Genomic DNA, 19,934 nt, shown 5'->3' with positions numbered 1-19,934 from the left:
TCGCGTTGGTCACTCCTTTTATTCTTCGTCTTCTGCAACCTCATCTGCCATATCGATATCGACACGCTCAATGACTGGGCCATCTGGACGTGGATAAATACCAGCTTCTGTTGCTACTGTTTCACTTTTAATGTCGATTTTCCAACCAGTTAGCTTGGCAGCAAGTCGTGCATTTTGCCCTTTTTTACCAATTGCTAAGGAAAGTTGGTAATCAGGAACGATAACCGTTGTTGCTTGCTCCGCCGCATTCACGATAACGTCCAATACTTTGGATGGGCTAAGCGCGTTTGCTACAAATGTAAACGGATCAGCAGACCATTCTACAATATCGATTTTTTCACCTTTTAGTTCATTGACGATGGCTTGCACACGAGCACCTTTTGGCCCAACGCATGCCCCAACTGGATCAACTTCTGGGTTTTCTGTATACACAGAGATTTTCGAGCGATCACCCGCTTCACGAGCAACAGATTTAATTTCTACGATGCCTTCATAGATTTCCGGAACTTCCATTTCAAAGAGTCGTTTTAATAAACCTGGATGTGTACGTGATACGTAAATTTGTGGCCCTTTTGTTGTTTTCTCAACTTTTGTCAAATACACTTTAATACGGTCGTGTGCGCGGTACGTCTCATTTGGCATTTGCTCATTTTGAGAAAGAATCGCTTCGATTTTACCCAGATTAACGTAGATAAAACGAGAATCTTGGCGTTCTACGATGCCCGTCATTATATCATCTTCACGATCGATAAATTCATCGTAAATGATGCCTCGTTCTGCTTCACGAACACGTTGCGTCACGACTTGCTTCGCCGTTTGCGCTGCAATTCGACCGAAGTCTTTTGGTGTTACTTCAAGCTCCACAACATCGCCAACTTTAAAAGCAGGGTTGATCTTATGTGCTTCTTCCACCGATATCTCAAGACGTGAATCAAATACTTGATCGACCACATCTTTGCGCGCTAACACGTGCATCGAACCTTTATCTAGGTTTAAATCTACTCGTACATTTTGTGCTTGATTGAAATTACGTTTGTAAGCAGACACGAGCGCCGCCTCAATTGCCTCAATAATCACGTCACGTGAAATTCCTTTATCATGTTCTAACACATGAAGAGCATCTAATAATTCTGAGCTCATTCTTTTTTCAGCTCCTTTAAGTTACTGCTTTAAAATTTAATTGCTAGTCTTGCTTTTGCCACTTTGTCCTTTGGAATTTCACAAACAATTTTGCGTGTCTTGTCCAAAATTTCGACAGTGAGCGTTGTGCCATCATAGTTTGTCAATGTACCTTCCCACATTTTACGGTCCGCGATTGGTTCGTAACTTGTGATATAGACCCATTTATCCACAGCTGCTTCAAAATCTGCTTCTTTTTTTAATGGTCGTTCAGCGCCTGGTGATGATACTTCCAGAAAGTAATTTTGCGTAATCGGGTCGTTTTTGTCCAAGATTTCACTCAGTTTCTCGCTAACCAAGGCGCATTCGTCAATATCAATGCCGCCTTCTTTATCTAAAAATACCCGTAAATACCAGTGCTTTCCTTCTTTTTCAAACGCTAAATCGACCAGTTCTAGTTGAAGTTCGGTCGCGATGGGCAACACGATTTCTTCGATTTGTTCAAGAACTTTACTCATTTTAGCCTCCTTCTACATATCTGACAAAGCTATAATTGCCAGTGGTTTACGACAATCTAACCCTGCAAAGTTGCAAAATGAAAGAGTGGGCATCGGCCCACTCTTGGTTGAGTTATCGTAATTTCATTATTAACTATAACACAAACATTTCGCAATCGCAAACGTTAGATCTTGCATCGCCTTGTATAGAGCCAATATCGCTAGAATAAGGACAGTTGATTTTGATCTGGCAAACCGTCCAAGCACCCTTGATCATCCATGTATTGAATAATTGTTTTTGATACTTTTCCGCGTTGTTGCAAGTCTTCTTTTGATAGGAACTCGCCGTCTGCACGGGCTTCTACAATCGATTTTGCGACGTTGGTACCAAGACTTGGAATCGCGTTAAACGGTGGAATTAACTGATCACCGTCGATAATAAACTCATCCGCACTCGAGTTATACAGGTCTACTTTCTGGAAGGAGAACCCGCGTGCTAGCATCTCGTTAGCAATTTCAAGAACGGTCAACAAGTTCTTCTCTTTTGTCGAAGCTTCTAAGCCTTTTGCGTTAATTTCTTGCATCTTGGCTTTCGTGGCTTCTTTCCCATTCACCATCGCAGTTAAGTCAAAATCATCAGCACGTACGGTAAAGTACGTTGCGTAGAAAAACAGTGGGTGGTGGACTTTGAAGTAGGCAATCCTTACAGCCATAAGCACATAGGCCGCAGCATGGGCTTTCGGGAACATATATTTGATTTTTTTACACGAATCGATGTACCAATTTGGCACTTTATTCTCGATCATCGCGGCTTCCATATCTTCCGTAAGCCCCTTTCCTTTACGCACCGACTCCATGATCTGGAAGGCAAGGGAACTATCGAGTCCTTGGTAAATCAAGAAAACCATGATGTCATCCCGACAACCGATAACTTCAGCGAGCGAACAGATGTCATTTTTGATGAGCTCTTCTGCGTTCCCCAGCCATACATCGGTTCCGTGAGATAATCCTGAAATTTGCACAAGCTCGGAGAACGTCGTTGGTTTGGTTTGCTCAAGCATTTGTCGTACGAAACGCGTTCCGAATTCAGGGATGCCGAGCGTTCCCGTTTTTGAATCAATATCCGCTGGTTTGACACCAAGTGATTCTGTCGAGCCAAATAATTTCATCACTTCTTTGTCATCCGTCGGAATCGTTTTCGGATCGATACCGCTTAGGTCTTGGAGCATCCGAATCGCGGTCGGGTCATCGTGCCCCAGTATATCGAGTTTCAGCACGTTATCATGAATGGAGTGGAAATCAAAGTGGGTCGTTTTCCATTCGGAATCCGTCGCATCCGCTGGGAACTGAATCGGCGAAAAATCATAGACATCCATGTAATCTGGAATAACAATAATTCCCCCGGGATGCTGACCTGTCGTTCGCTTCACACCCGTACAACCTTGCACGAGGCGATCGACCTCTGCCCCACGTATCGTCATGTTCATATCACGCTCATAGTTCCGCACATAGCCAAATGCCGTCTTCTCAGCGACCGTACCGATCGTCCCAGCACGGTACACATAATCCTCACCAAACAGCTCTTTTGTATAGGCATGGGCTACTGGTTGATATTCCCCAGAAAAGTTCAAATCGATATCTGGCACTTTATCCCCTTTAAAGCCTAGGAAAGTCTCAAAAGGAATATCTTGCCCTTCTTTCGTAAATGCCGTACCACATTCTGGGCACTCCTTATCTGGTAAGTCGAAACCGGAGCCAACCGAACCATCATCGAAAAACTCGGAATGCTTACAGTTAGAACACACGTAATGCGGCGGCAATGGGTTTACTTCCGTAATTTCCGTCATGGTGGCGACGAGCGACGAGCCGACCGATCCACGAGAACCTACGAGGTACCCTTCATTCAGCGATTTTTTCACGAGTTTGTGCGAAATCAAGTAAATAACGGCAAAACCATGCCCGATAATACTTTTCAGTTCTTTTTCTAGGCGAGCTTCGACAATTTCTGGCAGTTCATCGCCATAAATACTGCGCGCCATCGTGTAACTCATATTGCGCACTTCATCTTCTGCGCCCTCAATTTTCGGCGTGTACAAATCGTCTTTGATCGGCTTCAAATTTTCCATCCAGTCGGCAATGAGATTCGAGTTCGTCACAACGATCTCCTTCGCTTTCTCTTCTCCTAAAAAAGCAAATTCGGCGAGCATCTCATCTGTGGAACGGAAGTGTACATCTGGAAGCGTCGCACGATTAAGCGGATTGGCGCCACCTTGCGAGTGAATTAAAATTTTACGATAGATTTTGTCATTGGGGTTCAAATAGTGCACATTTCCAGTTGCGACAACAGGTTTACCGATTTTTTCACCGACTTTGACCAGGTTACCAATGATTTCTTCGAGCGCCTTCTCATCACGAACTAATTCGCGTTCAATGAGTGGCGCATAAACTGGTTTTGGCTGTACTTCGATGAAATCGTAAAACGCAGCAATACGCTCAGCTTCTTCCATTCCTTTTTGCATCATCGCTTCGAAAATTTCACCCTGATTACATGCAGAACCAATAATTAGACCTTCACGCAATTTGTTCAGTTCAGATCTCGGAATTCTTGGAACACGGAAGAAATAATTGATTTGTGACATAGATACAAGCTTGAATAGATTTTTTAGACCGACATCTGTTTTTGCGTAAATGGTGGCATGGAACGGACGGGCGCGTTTATATGCGTCTCCCTCTCCCCTGAAATTATTGAGTTGATCATGAAAATCGATATCGCGCATTTCTTTTGCATCTTTAATCAATTTCCACCCAAGATAAGCTGTCGCCTCTGCATCAAAAATCGCTCGGTGATGCTGTTCTAAAATAATATTGAATTTTTTGGTCAGTGTATTTAGGCGGTGATTTTTAAAATGTGGATAGAGGAAACGTGCCAATTCTAACGTATCAATAACCGAGTTCTCTGCTTTTTCAATACCTACTTTTCCGTAAGCCGTGTTGATGAAGCCCATATCAAATGAGGCATTGTGTGCAATCAGAATCGCATCCGCTGAAAATGCTTTGAAATTCTTTAATACGACTTCAATCGGATCGGAGCCTTTCACCATGTCATCTGTAATTCCTGTCAGGTTGATCGTTGTTGCCGATAATGGGTGACCTGGATCAATAAAGGCTTCGAATTTATCAATGATTTCGCCATCTTTCATTTTGACGCCTGCAAGCTCGATGATTGTATCGTAAACCGCTGATAAGCCAGTAGTCTCCACATCAAATACAACATACGTTGCGTCTTTCAGAGCTGTATGGCGCTCATTGTAAGCAATTGGGACGCCGTCATCGATCAGGTTTGCTTCGATTCCGTACAAAATTTTGACACCGTTTTTCTTTCCAGCACCGTAAGCTTCTGGGAAGGACTGCGCCACTGCGTGATCTGTAATCGCGATTGCTGGATGCCCCAATCTGCGGCCTGTTTCACGAGATCTGCCACAGAAGACGTCGCATCCATTTGACTCATCGGTGTATGCACATGAAGCTCCACCCGTTTTTCCTCCGCCGTATCTAGGCGTTTCACACCGGCAATTTCATTCACATCTTGCGCCATCATGATCAGATCACGGACAAATGTATCCATCTGAACGCTTCCGCGAACGCGCACCCACATCCCTTTTTTCATATTCTGGAACATCGCGGCATCGTCGTTATCACGCGAGAACATTTTTATAATAATCGAGCTTGTGTAATCCGTGATCTTGAATTGCAACAAACTGCGACCACTGCGCAACTCACGAATTTCCGATGCGAAAACATAGCCTTCTACGGTGATCCGGCGCTCCTCGTCATGAATATCTCCAAGAGGCTTGCGTTCCTCATCATCTTTAATTTTATAGCCAATTTGGAACGGTCCAGAAGGTGCCTGTCCACTGCCACCTTCGCCATTCGCCTGTTGCTCCGCCCGTTTTTGCATCACTTGCACAGCCTCAAGCGCCTTCGCCTGATCCTCTTTTTCCTTCGCTTCCACAAAAGCCTTGTAATGCTCCGTTTCTGACTGCTCTAGCAAATTCGTGCGCAACATCATATTTGGAAAACCTTTCTCACGTAAGCTCTCAGCAATCGCTGGCTGAAAACGTTGCGCAATCGTCGTCTGCTCCATCTCATTATGTACACGAACCTCCATGAAATTCGGTGCCACAAAGGTTGGCTTCTGTTCAATGAGTAACTGTCCAATCATCGGTGACTGCTTGGCAAACGGTGTAATGGTATCGTTCCAATAATCGTCTACTAATCGTTCCGTCACGGTTTCGTCTCGCGCATGAATCCGCATTGTCGTCTGCGCAATCTGAGCAAACGCTTGGTTCATCCCAACTCGCATCATTTGAAATAACTCAAACGGCAAAATTTGTGCGACATCCAAGTGAAATTCCCAGATTTTATTCGCTTTATCTACAACCAACTTCTCGATTTTCCCATCTTTCGTAAAATCTTGAAATACGGCATCATTTCCTAATCCAATTTGCTGTAACAAAATTTGGAATCGCTCTTGTTTCTCTGCATCTGTAATAGACAACTCCCGACAACTCCTTTTCGTTTCAAACTTCTTAACAAAAAAAGCGTCTTCCCAGTTTGAAATACAACACCTGACTGTATTTCACTCGTAAGACGGCTCTTCTCTTCACTATTTCTAAACTTATAACTTACACAATCAGACGAAGACGAACCTTTGCCGCCGATTCATCTGATCGGTTAGTTAAAACATTAGGCATTCTCACCTAAAAGGATTGGTAATGTGTTCATCAGCTCTTCCTTACGAACTTCGATCATCTCGCCTGTTTTACGAATCTTCACTTCAACGATCCCCTCAGCAGCCTTCTTACCAACCGTAACACGCATTGGCAAGCCGATGAGATCTGCATCCGCAAATTTCACGCCTGCGCGCTCTGTGCGATCATCTAACAAAACAGAATAGCCCATTTTTTGCAAGGAAGCATACAGTTCTTCTGCAAATGATACTTGCTCTTCACTCTTCATATTTACTGGAATCAAATGAAGGTCAAGCGGACTGATGCTACGATCCCAAACAAGACCGTTTTCATCTGCTTGCTGCTCTGCAATAGCTGAGAGCAAGCGTGAAACACCAATACCGTAACAGCCCATAATAAACGGATTGCTGCGCCCATTTTCATCTAGGAACGTAGCGTCCATCGCCTCACTGTATTTCGTACCCAGTTTAAAGATATGGCCTACTTCAATTCCTTCTGCAAATTTAATTACGCCGTGTCCATCCGGTGAAAGGTCACCTTCTTTAATTAAGCGCAAATCGAAATACGTATGCACATTGAAATCGCGTTTTGGTTGTGCATTAATGATGTGGTACCCTTCTTCATTGGCGCCAATTGCTGCGTTCACAATATCTTGCACATCATTATCGGCAAAAATACGCACATGTTCTGGTACACCGATAGGACCAAGTGAACCAAAACCTGAACCGAGTAATTCGATTGCTTGCTCATTCGTTGCGAGCTCCACTGTTGTAGCCGATAGTGCATTTTTAATTTTAATATCGTTCACTTCATGATCCCCACGAACGAGAACCATGATAATTTCTTCTTCATCAAGCACATAAAGCATCGATTTGATTGTTTTCTCCATTGGCATATCGAAAAATGACACAATATCGGCAATCGATTTCTGATCTGGTGTTTCTACTTTCGTAAGCTCACCTGCTTCTTCATGCGATTTCTTCTCCATATGCATAACTGGTGCCATTTCAACGTTGGCTGCATAATCCGAAGCATCACTGTAAGCAATTGTATCTTCGCCAATATCAGATAACACGATAAATTCTTTCGTCTCGTTTCCACCGATGGAACCCGAATCCGCAATAACCGCGCGGAAATCTAGACCACAACGTGTGAAAATGTTCGAATAAGCTTGGTACATCTTATCGTAAGTTGCATCCAGACTTGCTTCTGTTGCATGGAAGGAATAGGCATCTTTCATAATGAATTCACGACCACGCAATAATCCAAAACGAGGACGCAATTCATCCCGGAACTTCGTTTGAATTTGATACATCGTTAAAGGCAAGCGTTTATATGATTTCACCTCATCGCGTAGTAATGATGTAATAACTTCTTCATGTGTTGGCCCTAATGCAAAATCACGCGCATTGCGATCCTTTAAGCGCATTAATTCTGAACCATAATCTTCCCAACGACCAGACTCTTGCCAAAGCTCTGCTGGTTGTAATGCTGGTAGTAATAATTCAACCGCATCGATTCGATTTAACTCCTCACGAATGATGGTCTCGATTTTTTGTAACGTTAGTTTAGCGAGTGGTAAATAGCTGTAAATGCCACTTGCTGTTTGTCTGATAAAACCTGCGCGCAATAATAACTGATGACTTTTTACCTCTGCATCAGCAGGTACTTCTTTTAATGTTGGAATAAAACTCAATGTTTGACGCATCTTTAACACCCCTATTTTTTTATCTTTAAAATCTAAAGGACAATTACGCCCTCAGATTCTCCCTATTTATTTTAGAAAAAGGCTCGCTGGATATCGTTCCATGTCACTAGTAGCATTAATACCATCAGTAGTGCAAAGCCAATGAAATGCACCATGCCTTCTTTTTTCGGATCGATTGGTTTTCCGCGAATTAATTCGTAGAGGAAGAACAACAAACGTCCGCCGTCTAATGCTGGTAATGGTAATAAATTCACGATTCCTAAGTTAATACTTAGAACTGCCGTCCAATTAAGCAACGTCAAGAAGCCATAGCTCACTACTTCTTGTGTCGAAGTGTAAATTCCCACCGGACCATTTAGCATATTCAGCGAGAAGTCCCCTGTCACCATTTGTCCTAGTACATGTCCGATTTGTGTGATCCAGAACCACGTTTGCGTAAAGCCATACGTTATCTTCGTCAAGAAGGAATCTGAACCTGGTTGCGCGACACCAATTTTTCCAACGCTTGTGCCATCTTGTGCTTTTTCGGCTTTTGGCGTCACATCAATATCTTGTGTTTTGCCATCGCGCTCGATTTTGAAGTCCAATTCTTTATTTGGGCTCTTCTCCACCGTTGAATAAATATCTTGCCATGAGTCTACCGCCTTACCATTGATAGACTTCACCTCATCGCCTTGTTTCAGCCCAGCCTGTTGTGCCGCGCCATTATCCATAACCTGTCCGATTTCAGGATCGTTCGAAGGAACACTCCCCGAAACAAAAGCAAGAATTGTAAAAATAATAATAGCTAAGATAAAGTTGAATAACGGCCCCGCAAAAATAGTCATCGCACGTTTGCCAAGTGATTTGGATTGGAACACACGATCATACGGTGCAATGATCGTTTCTATTTTGCCATCGACAACGATAGCGTCACTCGCGACTTTATAGCGAACAATTTTGTCCTCATCATATTCTTCATAACCTTCGATGAAAAGTTCTTTTTCAAGGTCACTCCCCGATACTTCCAGAGGTTGCACATCTTGATATTGATCTTTTCCATTGATGATAATTTTGGTAACGACTTCATCATCATTTAAAATTAAGCCAACGCGGTAACCCGGTTTAAGCTCAACTACTTCGCCATCCTCGCCCGCCATACGCACGTAGCCACCGATGGGGAGAAGTCTTAATGTATACTGTGTTTCTTTCTTGCGGTAAGCAAATATTTTTGGTCCAAAACCGATCGAAAAATCACGAACTAAAATGCCAGATCTTTTAGCAAATAAGAAATGTCCGAGTTCATGAAAGAAAACGATTAAGCCAAAAACAAATATAAACGCAATAATGGTTGTCATTGTTTCACCTCTATAAAAGTGTCTTCACGTATGCACGTGTTTCCTGATCTACTTGGAAAATTGTCTCCAAATCAGGGTTGGGTGTTACTTCATGGCGATTCATTGCATTTTCAACGAGCGCCTCGATGTCTTGAAAAGCTACCTGCCCATTTAAAAAGCCAGCCACAGCGATCTCATTTGCCGCATTTAAAACGGAAGGCATCGTTCCACCTATTTTACCAGCAGTGTACGCCAATTTCAATGCTGGAAAACGATGAAAGTCCATTTTATCAAAATGAAGTGTGCCGAATTCTGTAATATCAAACGGTTTTTGGAATGAAACACTCGCTCGCTCAGGGTATGTGAGGGCATATTGAATCGGGACGCGCATATCCGGCAAACCGAGCTGGGCAATATGACTACCATCTTTAAACGCTACCATCGAATGGATCACACTTTCACGGTGAACGACCACTTCAATTTGATCATACGCGATGTCAAACAACCAATGTGCCTCGATAACTTCCAAGCCTTTATTGAACATCGTTGCTGAATCGATTGTAATCTTGTTCCCCATCGACCAATTCGGATGCGCCAAAGCTTCCGCAACTGTCACATTTTTCAGCTGTTCGCGCGTCTTATCACGGAAGCTTCCACCAGAAGCCGTCACAATCAACTTATCAATATTCGCGGAATTCTCGCCTTGCAAGCATTGAAAAATCGCAGAATGTTCGCTATCGATAGGAACTAAACGAACACCTTTTTCTTTCGCGGCACGCATGACTAAATGTCCCGCTGTCACAAGTGTTTCTTTATTTGCAATCGCAATTTCTTTCCCCGCTGCAATCGCATCAAGCGTTGGTTGTAAGCCCACACTTCCCATCACAGCATTAATTAAAATATCGCCATGACTGTATGTCGCAACTTCTTGCAAACCTAGCGCACCATAATATACTTTAATTGTTGGGAATTCTAGTTTTAATTTTTCATAATCACGACGATGCTCTACCGAAACAATTTCCGGTTTAAACTCCCGAATAACCTGCATTCCTAGTTTCATATTCCGTCCAAACGAAAGCGCGGCAACTTGAAATAATTCAGGGTGTTCTTTCACAATCGCAAGCGTTTGGCTTCCAACCGAACCCGTTGCGCCTAGTAAATTAATTTTTCTCATCAGTACACCTCTATTTTATAAAATTTGAAGTATATGTAGTAATGGCAAAAGAAGTGGTAACACAAATAACAAATTATCAAATCGATCTAAAACCCCGCCATGACCGGGAAGTAATTTCCCAGAATCCTTTACGCCATAATAACGTTTTAACGCGGATTCCACTAAATCCCCCAACTGGCCAAAGATGGATAGTATCGCGATCAATAACGCAATAACGAGCGGATTTCCATCTAGCCCTATATATAAATAATACCCGCCAGCGATTAAAACAGCAAATACAATACCGCCAACAAATCCTTCTACAGTTTTATTTGGACTGACGTTTGGCGCCAATTTATGCTTCCCAAGCGCACGTCCCACAAAGTAAGCCATTGTATCCGTCACCCAAACAATCAGAAGCGCAAAAATAACATATTCGAGCCCTTCATTTCGTGTCTCCGCCAAATAATGAAAGCCAAACCCCGTATAAAACGCCGCCAGAATTCCAATTCCTACTTGATCAAAATGATAGCGATTTTTTGAAAATACTGTGTAAGAAAGCAGTAGCGCCATACATACAAAGGTAATCTCCATTTGTCTAATACTGTATTCTTCCAGCCATTCTAAAAAACGTGTCGGCGCTGCAATCGAGAGCGTCAACACAAGTGTGATAATACCGTTAACTGAAAACAAACTTTGCTTTGTCATCACTAATATTTCGTATAATGCGATCGCTGCGAGTAACATACTCAGCAGTTCAAATGGCAATTTCCCGTAGATCACAAACGGCAAGAACACCGCTAGACCAACAATTGCTGTAATAATTCTCGTTTTCACAATATATCCCCCTATAAGCCCCCGAAACGTCTCGAACGATTCTGGTACTCCACAACTGCTTGCTTGAAATCATCTTCCGAAAAATCTGGCCAATGCGTCTCTGTAAAATAAAACTCGCTGTATGCCAACTGCCACAGCATAAAATTACTAAGTCGCAATTCACCACTCGTGCGAATGAGTAAATCTGGATCCGTAAGCCCTGCACTCATCAAATGCTTCGTCAAACGCTCCTCTGTCAAATCCTCAGCAGTAAGTCCAGCGTCCAACAACTCACGCATCGCAACTTGAGTCGCTGTCACAATCTCAGCCCGTGAACCATAGTTTAACGCAAAATTAAGAACAAGTCCTGTATTATCCTTCGTTGCCTCAATCGCGCGTTCTACAGCATCCAGTGTGTGCTTTGGCAACTCTTCTTTGTACCCCATCACATTTACACGCACGTTCTCTTCCATCAATTCTGGAATAAACGTATCAAAAAACTCACCTGGCAACTTCATCAGGAAATCAACCTCGTCGTTTGGCCGCTTCCAATTCTCCGTAGAAAAAGCATAAAGCGTTAAAATATCAATTCCAAGCGAGTTCGCATAACGGGTCATCCGCTTGACGACTTGCATTCCTTCACGATGCCCAGCAACCCGAGGTAAAAAACGTTTTTTCGCCCACCTGCCATTACCATCCATAATAATCGCCACGTGAGCCGGCAAAGGAAGCTCCACTGAAATTTCACTATTTATCGTATTCTCATCTTGACGAAATATCTTCTTAAACATGTTCTTTCCTCCAATAGAATTACCAAGAGTCGGCACGTCTATACCTATAATAACAAAAATAACAGAAATTATGTACTATAACTTGCTCAGTCTAGATTAGAAATTGGTGAGACGATCCACTTTTTTTTAAAATTTCGCGTGCCAAGAAAGGAGAGAGGCACCTCCTTACAAGGAAATGCCCCCTTCTTGTCGAGAAGCTTTTGTAAGAAACTTACTTTGCTGAGTTAGAGTCTCCTTTATATATTAGGACGAAGATAGCATGTAATCAGCAAGTAACTCTCACAAACTTGTCCTAAAAAATAAACCAAGAGACTATCTTCCTCTCAATAAGCTTTTACTGGTTAGCTCCGTTTTTCATGCTATACTTCCATTATCTCGTCTTCTTTTTGCTTGGCGATTTCATCTAATTTTTTAATGCTCGCATCTGTTAGCTTTTGAACATCTTCTGTGAAGTTGCGCAAGTCGTCTTCTGTAATATCACCAGACTTCTCTAGCTTCTTCAAATCGTCATTCGCATCACGGCGCACGTTACGTACCGCTACCTTTGCGTCTTCTGCTTCTTTTTTCACTTCTTTAACTAGCTCTTTACGGCGTTCTTCTGTTAATTGCGGAATCGCGATACGTATTACTTCACCGTCGTTATTTGGCATAATACCAAGATCTGCTTTTAAAATCGCTTTTTCGATATCACCCAGTGCTGTTTTATCATATGGTGAAATCATTAGTAAGCGCGCTTCTGGAACACTCACAGCAGCTAATTGATTAATCGGTGTTGGAGCACCGTAATACTCGACAGATACGCGATCAAGTAGGGATGCATTGGCACGACCAGCACGAATCGATCCTAATTGATGTTGTAACGCTTGCTCCGATTTTGTCATTTTCTCTTTTGCTAAGGCTAAAACTTCTTTACTCATGTTATTTCCTCCCTCTTATCGTTGTCCCAATTTTCTCGCCTAAAATAACGCGTTTGATATTGTTTTCTGTTTCTTCAAACGAAAAGACGACAAGTGGGATATCGTTGTCCATGCTTAAGGATGACGCCGTTGTATCCATAACTTGCAAATTATCTTTAATCACATCCAGATAGGATAACTCATCGTATTTCACAGCTGTATCATCCAATTTAGGATCGGCGCTGTAAACCCCGTCCACATTATTTTTAGCCATTAAAATGACTTCCGCTTCGATTTCCGCTGCACGTAGCGCTGCCGTTGTATCCGTTGAAAAATAAGGATTACCAGTTCCAGCTGCAAAAATGACTACACGCCCTTTTTCTAAATGACGAATGGCTTTACGTCTAATATATGGCTCAGCAATTTGGCGCATATCGATGGAAGTTTGAACACGTGTAGCCACGCCAACGTTTTCCAGTGAATCTTGTAGTGACAAGGAGTTCATAACAGTCGCGAGCATACCCATGTAATCAGCCGCTGCGCGATCCATTCCCATTTCACTACCTAGCTTACCACGCCAAATATTGCCGCCACCGACAACAATAGCAACCTCGACACCAAGTTCTACAACTTCTTTCACTTGTTGCGAGATGGAGTTCACGACGCGCGGGTTAATCCCAAACCCTTCCGTTCCTGCTAAAGCTTCACCACTAAGTTTCAATACTACTCGTTTATATTCTGGGGTATCCATATTGACCTCCATCTACTTTCTATTTGGCTCATTCCTAACACTCGGAATAATTCCATCATAATCTATAATACTAAAAAAAAGCCCGCAACAAAAGCATTTTCATACAAATTTCAAAAATATTATTTTCCTTTCCTTTTCAGACTACTAATTATTGTTAACTTATCGTATAATAAAAAGCAGAAATAAGGGGGAGAAATTGACATGAACACGATTAAGATTTGGCAAACCTTGAGGACTTCTTTGTTTTATACCCGTTTTAACTCATGGTACTACATAAAATTTGTATTTGTTTTACAAGCACTGATTCTTTTACTTGCGTTTCCGTTTTTTGGCTTTGTTTTTCCACTTCATGACAACATCGCTCGGCTACGATAGTATTACCGATCAGAATATTTTAGATTTTTTACGGAATCCGCTTGGGTTACTATTCGCTGTTATTTTTGGATTGTTAGCTTTGTTTTTTATATACATTGAATTATCTGTTTTAATTCTTATCACCTACTACCATCAGCAACAGATTCCATTCACGATTCAAATGATTCTGCGCAAAATCTTGCGGCAATCGAAATATTTGTTGTCTTATCAATTTATTATTTTCCTGTTATATTTCGTATTGATTGTACCAATTGCAGGGATGGGATTGCATTCTGAATTAACTGACGGGATCTACATTCCCAATTTTATCGTGAACGAGTTATTGAAATCCACATCGGGTGCGATTCTTTATTTTAGTTTCATCGCCGTCGTGATTTACATTAATATCCGACTATTATTCTCGCTGGCGATTTTTCTCACTGGAGAATGCACGATTTTCCAAGCAATTAAGCGTAGCTGGGTCATAACTCGCTGGCAAACGTGGCGTATAGTAACAATTTTCGTTTTGATGTCGCTTGTAGCCACTGCCCTGATTTTCATCGCCTTTTTGATTTTCCTATTTCCGACTATTTTAACAGAACAACTATGGGCGCCCGCAGCTCCAGTCGTTGCAGGAATTTCGTTGACACTGAGCCAAATATTCTTTATTGTCGCTTTCACAATCGTTCCTATTTACGTCGCACATGCTATCAATTTTATGTTTCTAACACGTGAAAATAGCATCATTCCCCGCTCGCAAAATAGAATCGTGAAGAAGCCACATCGGAAGTCTTTTTATATCGTTATCATCGCTGGAATCGTAGCTCTCATAACGATTAATGGCGTTTATTTGACCGAAGTCACGTACAGCGATAATACGCAAATAATCGCCCATCGCGGACTGAAAAGTGCAGGCGTTGAGAACTCACTGGAGTCCCTTCACGGTGCAGCGAAAATCGGTGTTGATTTTGTCGAAATGGATATCCTCGAAACAAAAGATCATCAGTTCGTCGTGTTTCACGATACCAATCTCAGACGTTTAGCTGGCATAAACCGCAACGTACGCGATATGACCCTGGCCGAACTTGAAAAAGTAACGATTCGTCAAGATGGCTTTACTTCAAAGATTCCATCATTAGATACGTATATTGAACATGCGAAAAAATGGAACGTGAATCTGAATATCGAGATTAAGACACACGGCGGTGAATCAAAAGATTTCCTTGCAAATTTTGAGAAGACAGTTCAAAAACATGGCGTGGAGAACAATTATATTTATCAGTCACTGGATCGTAATATTGTCGAAACCATTAAGAAACGCTATCCAGCGATGCGCGTCGGTTTTATTGTCCCGCTTAATTTCGGAAATCTGGTTAATATTGATGCAGATTTTATCGTTATTGAGGAATTCTCCTTTAGCTCTAGCATGCAGAGACAGGCCCGTGAGCGTAATATGGACTTATTGGTGTGGACAATCACGACGCCAGAAGCAGCGCGTAAATACATGCTTGCAGACGTCGACGGGATCATTACAGAAATCCCAGAAGAAGCTATGAAGGTACAAAATGATTTGCGAAATGATCAAGCAGTTAGCACGAAATTATCGGATGCGATTGATTTGTTGACTGGAAATTAGAATAGAAGCGAGATATGATGGATTCTCATTGTATCTCGTCTTTTTATGTAGAGTCGAAAAATGCCCCACAATTGTCCCATAAAACTTTTTATTTATATGTATTTAGAGATTTATAAAAATCAAAAACCGCTATTCAACGCGAATAGCGGCCCATCTAAATCACGCAAAACATGACTTATTTCTTCACTTGGTTCATAACTTCCTCAACAAAGTTATCTTCTTTTTTCTCTAACCCTTCGCCGACTTCAAAGCGAACGAATGATTTGATTGTAGCGCCTTTTTCTTTCACGAATTGGCCTACAGTTACGTCTGGATTTTTAACAAACGGTTGGTCTTCTAGGCTAATTTCGCTAAGGTATTTCGTTAAGCGACCTTCCACCATTTTCTCAACGATATTAGCTGGTTTACCTTCGTTAAGCGCTTGTTCTGTAAGAATTTTTCTTTCGTGCGCAATTTCGTCTTGAGAAACGTCATTACGTGAAATGTATTTAGGATTGATCGCAGCAACGTGCATCGCAACGTCTTTCGCAATCGCGTCATCAGATGTTCCTTCAAGAACAACTAACACACCAATACGTCCGCCCATGTGGATGTATTCGCCAAACGCGTGATCGGCAACTTTTTCTTTTACTTCAAAGCGACGAAGTGAGATTCTTTCACCGATTTTTTGGATAGCTTCGTTAATGTAATCTTGCAAACTTTGACCATTTGGCATTTCTGTTTTTAATGCTTCGTCTAAATTATCTGGACGAACCGTTAAAATTTGATTGGAAATATCTTTTACTAATTGAATGAATTGGTCATTTTTAGCAACGAAATCTGTTTCTGCATTGATTTCAAGTACTACAGCATGCTTATCATTGCTGACAACACTTGTCATACCTTCTGTAGCGATACGATCAGATTTTTTAGCAGCTTTCGCGATACCTTTTTCACGTAGGTAGTCGATTGCTTGATCCATATCTCCATCTACTTCTACTAATGCTTTTTTACAATCCATCATACCTGCACCAGTTTTTTCGCGCAGTTCTTTTACCATTTGAGCTGTAACGTTAGCCATTTACAATTCCTCCTAATATAAAAATCTTTGAAAAAAGGTGATAAGAGATTGCCACTTATCACCTTGTTAGTTTTAAATCGTTTTTATGCTTCTGTAGTTGGTTCTTCCGCAACAGGAGCCGGAGCTGCTGCAACAGTTTCTTCAGCAACTGGAGCTTTTACTTCTTCTACAGGAACTTCTTGCTCTTCACCTTGGTTTACTTCGATGATAGCATCCGCCATTCTAGCAGTCAAAAGTTTAACCGCACGGATAGCATCGTCATTTGCAGGGATTACGTAATCAATTTCATCTGGATCACAGTTTGTATCTACAATACCGATGATCGGGATGTGTAATTTACGAGCTTCTGCAACAGCAATACGTTCTTTACGAGGGTCAACGATGAACAAAGCATCAGGAAGACCTTTCATATCTTTAATACCGCCTAGGAATCTTTCTAATTTCTCTTGTTCTTTCTTAAGTAGAACAACTTCTTTTTTAGGAAGGACTTCGAAAGTACCGTCTTCTTCCATTTTTTCGATTTTCTTAAGATGTTTAATACGTTTTTGGATTGTTTCAAAGTTTGTCAATGTTCCACCTAACCAACGATGGTTAACGAAGTATTGACCTGAACGAATCGCTTCATCACGAACGGAATCTTGCGCTTGTTTCTTAGTTCCTACAAAAAGGATTGTTCCACCGTCAGCAGAGATTTCTTTCATGAAATTGAAAGCTTCGTCTACTTTCTTGACAGTTTTTTGTAAATCGATAATGTAGATACCATTTCTTTCTGTGAAGATATATTTCTTCATTTTTGGGTTCCAACGGCGTGTTTGATGACCGAAATGTACCCCAGCTTCTAACAATTGTTTCATTGAAATAACAGGCATGTTATTCCCTCCTATTGGTTTTATTTTTGCGGATTCTTCCGCCCTCCGCATGTATCAACCAGCCAAAGACTTGCATGCAAGCACCTTTTGTTCTGTCCACCATGCGTGTGTGATTTAACACTGTTTTCTATAATAGCACACAAACGCGGCTATGACAAGCATTCTCTCTTTTATTTCCCCTATAAAAGGCTATCGCCATCAAAATGCAGATTTTCCCCGTTAAGAGCTAAAATAGTTAAAAACAAAAGATATTCACCCCGCTAGGGAGAATATCTTCTGTTTTTATTTATTCAGGGGTCGCAGTGTACTAGTAAGTGTTGTTCTTTCGTATCAAAATGAAAGTTAATCTGCTCATGTTTACATCTAGCTCGTCTTTTCACCGTAACTGACCTACTGCTTTTTCCAAATACACGATATTCCAAACACAGATAGCATTAATAATAATATGGAGTGCACTGGCATGTTACAGCTACTCTTGAGTGCCAAAGAATACAGCCCGAGCGAGTGCATTTGTTAATACTCCTTTGTTAAGCCGCGTTGTATACGGCTACGTAATCTAGCAAAAAGTAGTCTTCTCTACCTGCGCCATTTTATTTTGATGAGTGTAAGATCCTAGCTTTCCCGTTATTATTGCGCTGGGAATTAGTATTCACTTTTACACGCAAAACATTTTCTGATTATATTTATAGAAGAAACTCATTTTCTGGTTCTAATCGATAGAGCTTTGCATCCGCTAAATCTCGCAAGTGAGACGCATACAGATCGCTGACAAATCAGTACATCGTCACTCCTTTAACGGATCCGCAATGCGAGGAAGTGATGTAACACCAACCTGTACTCGCATCCAGCCAAAGAAGAGGTGCTTCCATCAAGTAACAGTTCTATTAAGGTTGTGCTAGAACAGTTAGATTTTGCTCATCTAACTGGTTATCCTTTGCATCAAATACCGTTAAAACCACCGTATCTTTCGCTCCAATTGTAGTAGCCCCTACATAGTAACTGAAGGTACCACTATGGAATGTACCGCCCCACGAAATGACCTTTCCATTCACTGTCAAACGCGCTTTCGTTGCGTCACCAGTATAATTTCCCGTAATCGTGACATTTCCAGTTGTATAATGATGTGCTTTGATTGATCCTTGTGTATTAGCAACCGTTCGTACTGTTTGACGACCTAGTTCTTTGCCTGAAGCATCAAATGCTATCAATACCACGGTATCTCCTTCTTTAATCCTACCAGTAGGTATAAAGTATGTGAAATTCCCATTCGCAAAAGTACCACCAGTGGAAACTCTAGTCCCCTGCACGAATAGTTCGGCTCTTGCCACAGTTCCTGTATAACTACCTGTGATATTTGTTGCGCCAACAGTATAATCGTTTGGCGTGATAGCACCTTGTGAAATAGCTGAAGCCACAGTTACTGTCTTATTATCTAAAACACCATTGTTAGCATCTAAGGCTTGCAGGACAACAACGTCATTAGTCTTAATACCTAGGTTACCAACAAAGAACTTGAAACTGCCATTTTCGAAGCTTCCCCCAACACTTACAGAAGCACCATTGATAAGAGCCCGGGCACGCACCACATCATCGGAATAGGTACCAGTAATATTCGTATCACTCACGATAAATTTATTAGGGTTAATAGCTCCCACTGTTTGTAAACCTGTAACCGTTACAGATGCAATATTGGATGTAACGCCATTCAGGGCTGATTGTGCTGTTACAGCTGTTCCCACTACTTGCGCTGGGATTTTGATATTGTAATCTCCGTTTAAGTCCGCCTTTCCTGTTCCGATAACAGTAGAGCCTTTTTTAATTTGTACCGTAGAGGACGGTTCAGCAGTTCCTGTTACATTAGTAGAAGCCGAGGTTACACTGTTGATTGTGATAGCTTTCATCGTGCCGTAGTAATTTTGCAAGCTGTAATCTTTGGAGTCTATCACTGTTCCACCGCCGTTAGGTAACGTTGAAAGGGTAAATCGGTATTTATCCCCAGGACGCGATAAATTACCAGTAACAGGAGTCGCAAGGAATACACGCATACTGATCCCGCTATTTATTTTTGCAGAGTCTACACTAACCCATTCGTTTTTTGCAGGGTTGTATATTTCTTGTGTTAAATAAAAGCTGTGAGATTGAGAGGTATATCTTACGTAAATTTGTCCACGAGCTCCACTATCAAAAGCTATTTCAGAGATCACCCCAATACTTCCT

Annotated in this window: 13 protein-coding genes and 2 pseudogenes; 1 reads left to right on the top strand and 14 read right to left on the bottom strand. The window is 41.7% G+C overall.

Annotated elements, in window-relative coordinates; genetic code table 11:
- Nucleotides 1-18 precede the first annotated feature (18 nt).
- The 10 genes and pseudogenes from nusA to pyrH form a co-directional block, all read right to left on the bottom strand.
- Complete coding sequence (nusA, locus tag PGRAN_RS02900) at nt 19-1,140, bottom strand: transcription termination factor NusA (RefSeq protein ID WP_036064919.1); 1,122 nt, start codon at nt 1,138-1,140, stop codon at nt 19-21.
- Between the two features lie 29 nt (nt 1,141-1,169).
- Nucleotides 1,170-1,637 (bottom strand): ribosome maturation factor RimP, encoded by a 468-nt coding sequence (gene rimP, locus PGRAN_RS02895; protein WP_036064917.1) that lies wholly within the window; start codon nt 1,635-1,637, stop codon nt 1,170-1,172.
- Between the two features lie 200 nt (nt 1,638-1,837).
- Nucleotides 1,838-6,174, bottom strand: a pseudogene (locus tag PGRAN_RS02890) (PolC-type DNA polymerase III).
- Between the two features lie 188 nt (nt 6,175-6,362).
- On the bottom strand, nt 6,363-8,075 hold the full coding sequence (locus PGRAN_RS02885) for a proline--tRNA ligase (RefSeq protein WP_036064914.1): 1,713 nt from the start codon (nt 8,073-8,075) through the stop codon (nt 6,363-6,365).
- Nucleotides 8,076-8,146: 71 nt separating this feature from the next.
- Entirely contained in the window at nt 8,147-9,412 is a 1,266-nt protein-coding gene (rseP, locus tag PGRAN_RS02880) for an RIP metalloprotease RseP (protein WP_036064912.1), read from the bottom strand.
- Between the two features lie 10 nt (nt 9,413-9,422).
- Entirely contained in the window at nt 9,423-10,565 is a 1,143-nt protein-coding gene (locus tag PGRAN_RS02875; protein ID WP_036064910.1) for a 1-deoxy-D-xylulose-5-phosphate reductoisomerase, read from the bottom strand.
- A gap of 15 nt (nt 10,566-10,580) precedes the next feature.
- A complete protein-coding gene (locus tag PGRAN_RS02870) occupies nt 10,581-11,381 on the bottom strand; it encodes a phosphatidate cytidylyltransferase (RefSeq protein ID WP_036064908.1) in 801 nt (266 codons plus the stop codon).
- A gap of 11 nt (nt 11,382-11,392) precedes the next feature.
- Complete coding sequence (locus PGRAN_RS02865; RefSeq protein ID WP_036064906.1) at nt 11,393-12,151, bottom strand: isoprenyl transferase; 759 nt, start codon at nt 12,149-12,151, stop codon at nt 11,393-11,395.
- Between the two features lie 359 nt (nt 12,152-12,510).
- Nucleotides 12,511-13,068, bottom strand: coding sequence for a ribosome recycling factor (gene frr / locus PGRAN_RS02860; protein WP_036064904.1), 558 nt, complete (start codon nt 13,066-13,068; stop codon nt 12,511-12,513).
- Nucleotide 13,069: 1 nt separating this feature from the next.
- Entirely contained in the window at nt 13,070-13,798 is a 729-nt protein-coding gene (gene pyrH, locus PGRAN_RS02855) for a UMP kinase (protein ID WP_036064902.1), read from the bottom strand.
- Between the two features lie 328 nt (nt 13,799-14,126).
- On the opposite strand from pyrH, the gene PGRAN_RS02850 reads away from it, so the two are divergent.
- Nucleotides 14,127-15,788 (top strand): glycerophosphoryl diester phosphodiesterase membrane domain-containing protein, encoded by a 1,662-nt coding sequence (locus PGRAN_RS02850; RefSeq protein WP_149023961.1) that lies wholly within the window; start codon nt 14,127-14,129, stop codon nt 15,786-15,788.
- A gap of 175 nt (nt 15,789-15,963) precedes the next feature.
- On the opposite strand, the gene tsf is transcribed toward PGRAN_RS02850, so the two are convergent.
- The 4 genes and pseudogenes from tsf to PGRAN_RS02835 form a co-directional block, all read right to left on the bottom strand.
- Nucleotides 15,964-16,848 carry a translation elongation factor Ts gene (gene tsf / locus PGRAN_RS02845; protein ID WP_036064898.1) on the bottom strand — a complete coding sequence of 295 codons (885 nt, stop codon included), beginning with the start codon at nt 16,846-16,848 and terminating at the stop codon, nt 15,964-15,966.
- A gap of 83 nt (nt 16,849-16,931) precedes the next feature.
- Nucleotides 16,932-17,717: a 30S ribosomal protein S2 gene (gene rpsB, locus PGRAN_RS02840; RefSeq protein WP_036064896.1), complete on the bottom strand. Its 786-nt coding sequence runs from the start codon at nt 17,715-17,717 to the stop codon at nt 16,932-16,934.
- Nucleotides 17,718-18,096: 379 nt separating this feature from the next.
- Nucleotides 18,097-18,360: pseudogene (locus PGRAN_RS17685) on the bottom strand (Tn3 family transposase); the annotation flags it as partial.
- A gap of 241 nt (nt 18,361-18,601) precedes the next feature.
- Nucleotides 18,602-19,921: an immunoglobulin-like domain-containing protein gene (locus tag PGRAN_RS02835; RefSeq protein ID WP_159101105.1), complete on the bottom strand. Its 1,320-nt coding sequence runs from the start codon at nt 19,919-19,921 to the stop codon at nt 18,602-18,604.
- Nucleotides 19,922-19,934: the final 13 nt, after the last annotated feature.

Origin of the sequence: Listeria grandensis FSL F6-0971, from assembly GCF_000525835.1 — a bacterium.
Lineage (GTDB): Bacteria > Bacillota > Bacilli > Lactobacillales > Listeriaceae > Listeria_A > Listeria_A grandensis.
The sequence above is the reverse complement of the archived record's forward strand: the minus strand, read 5'-3'. Positions and strand labels throughout refer to the sequence as shown.

Coding starts and splice junctions, on each gene's coding strand:
- pyrH (WP_036064902.1), bottom strand. CDS start 13,798: ATGGATACCCCAGAATATAAACGAGTAGTATTGAAACTTAGTGGTGAA.
- rpsB (WP_036064896.1), bottom strand. CDS start 17,717: ATGCCTGTTATTTCAATGAAACAATTGTTAGAAGCTGGGGTACATTTC.
- PGRAN_RS02885 (WP_036064914.1), bottom strand. CDS start 8,075: ATGCGTCAAACATTGAGTTTTATTCCAACATTAAAAGAAGTACCTGCT.
- rimP (WP_036064917.1), bottom strand. CDS start 1,637: ATGAGTAAAGTTCTTGAACAAATCGAAGAAATCGTGTTGCCCATCGCG.
- PGRAN_RS02875 (WP_036064910.1), bottom strand. CDS start 10,565: ATGAGAAAAATTAATTTACTAGGCGCAACGGGTTCGGTTGGAAGCCAA.
- rseP (WP_036064912.1), bottom strand. CDS start 9,412: ATGACAACCATTATTGCGTTTATATTTGTTTTTGGCTTAATCGTTTTC.
- nusA (WP_036064919.1), bottom strand. CDS start 1,140: ATGAGCTCAGAATTATTAGATGCTCTTCATGTGTTAGAACATGATAAA.
- tsf (WP_036064898.1), bottom strand. CDS start 16,848: ATGGCTAACGTTACAGCTCAAATGGTAAAAGAACTGCGCGAAAAAACT.
- frr (WP_036064904.1), bottom strand. CDS start 13,068: ATGAGTAAAGAAGTTTTAGCCTTAGCAAAAGAGAAAATGACAAAATCG.
- PGRAN_RS02865 (WP_036064906.1), bottom strand. CDS start 12,151: ATGTTTAAGAAGATATTTCGTCAAGATGAGAATACGATAAATAGTGAA.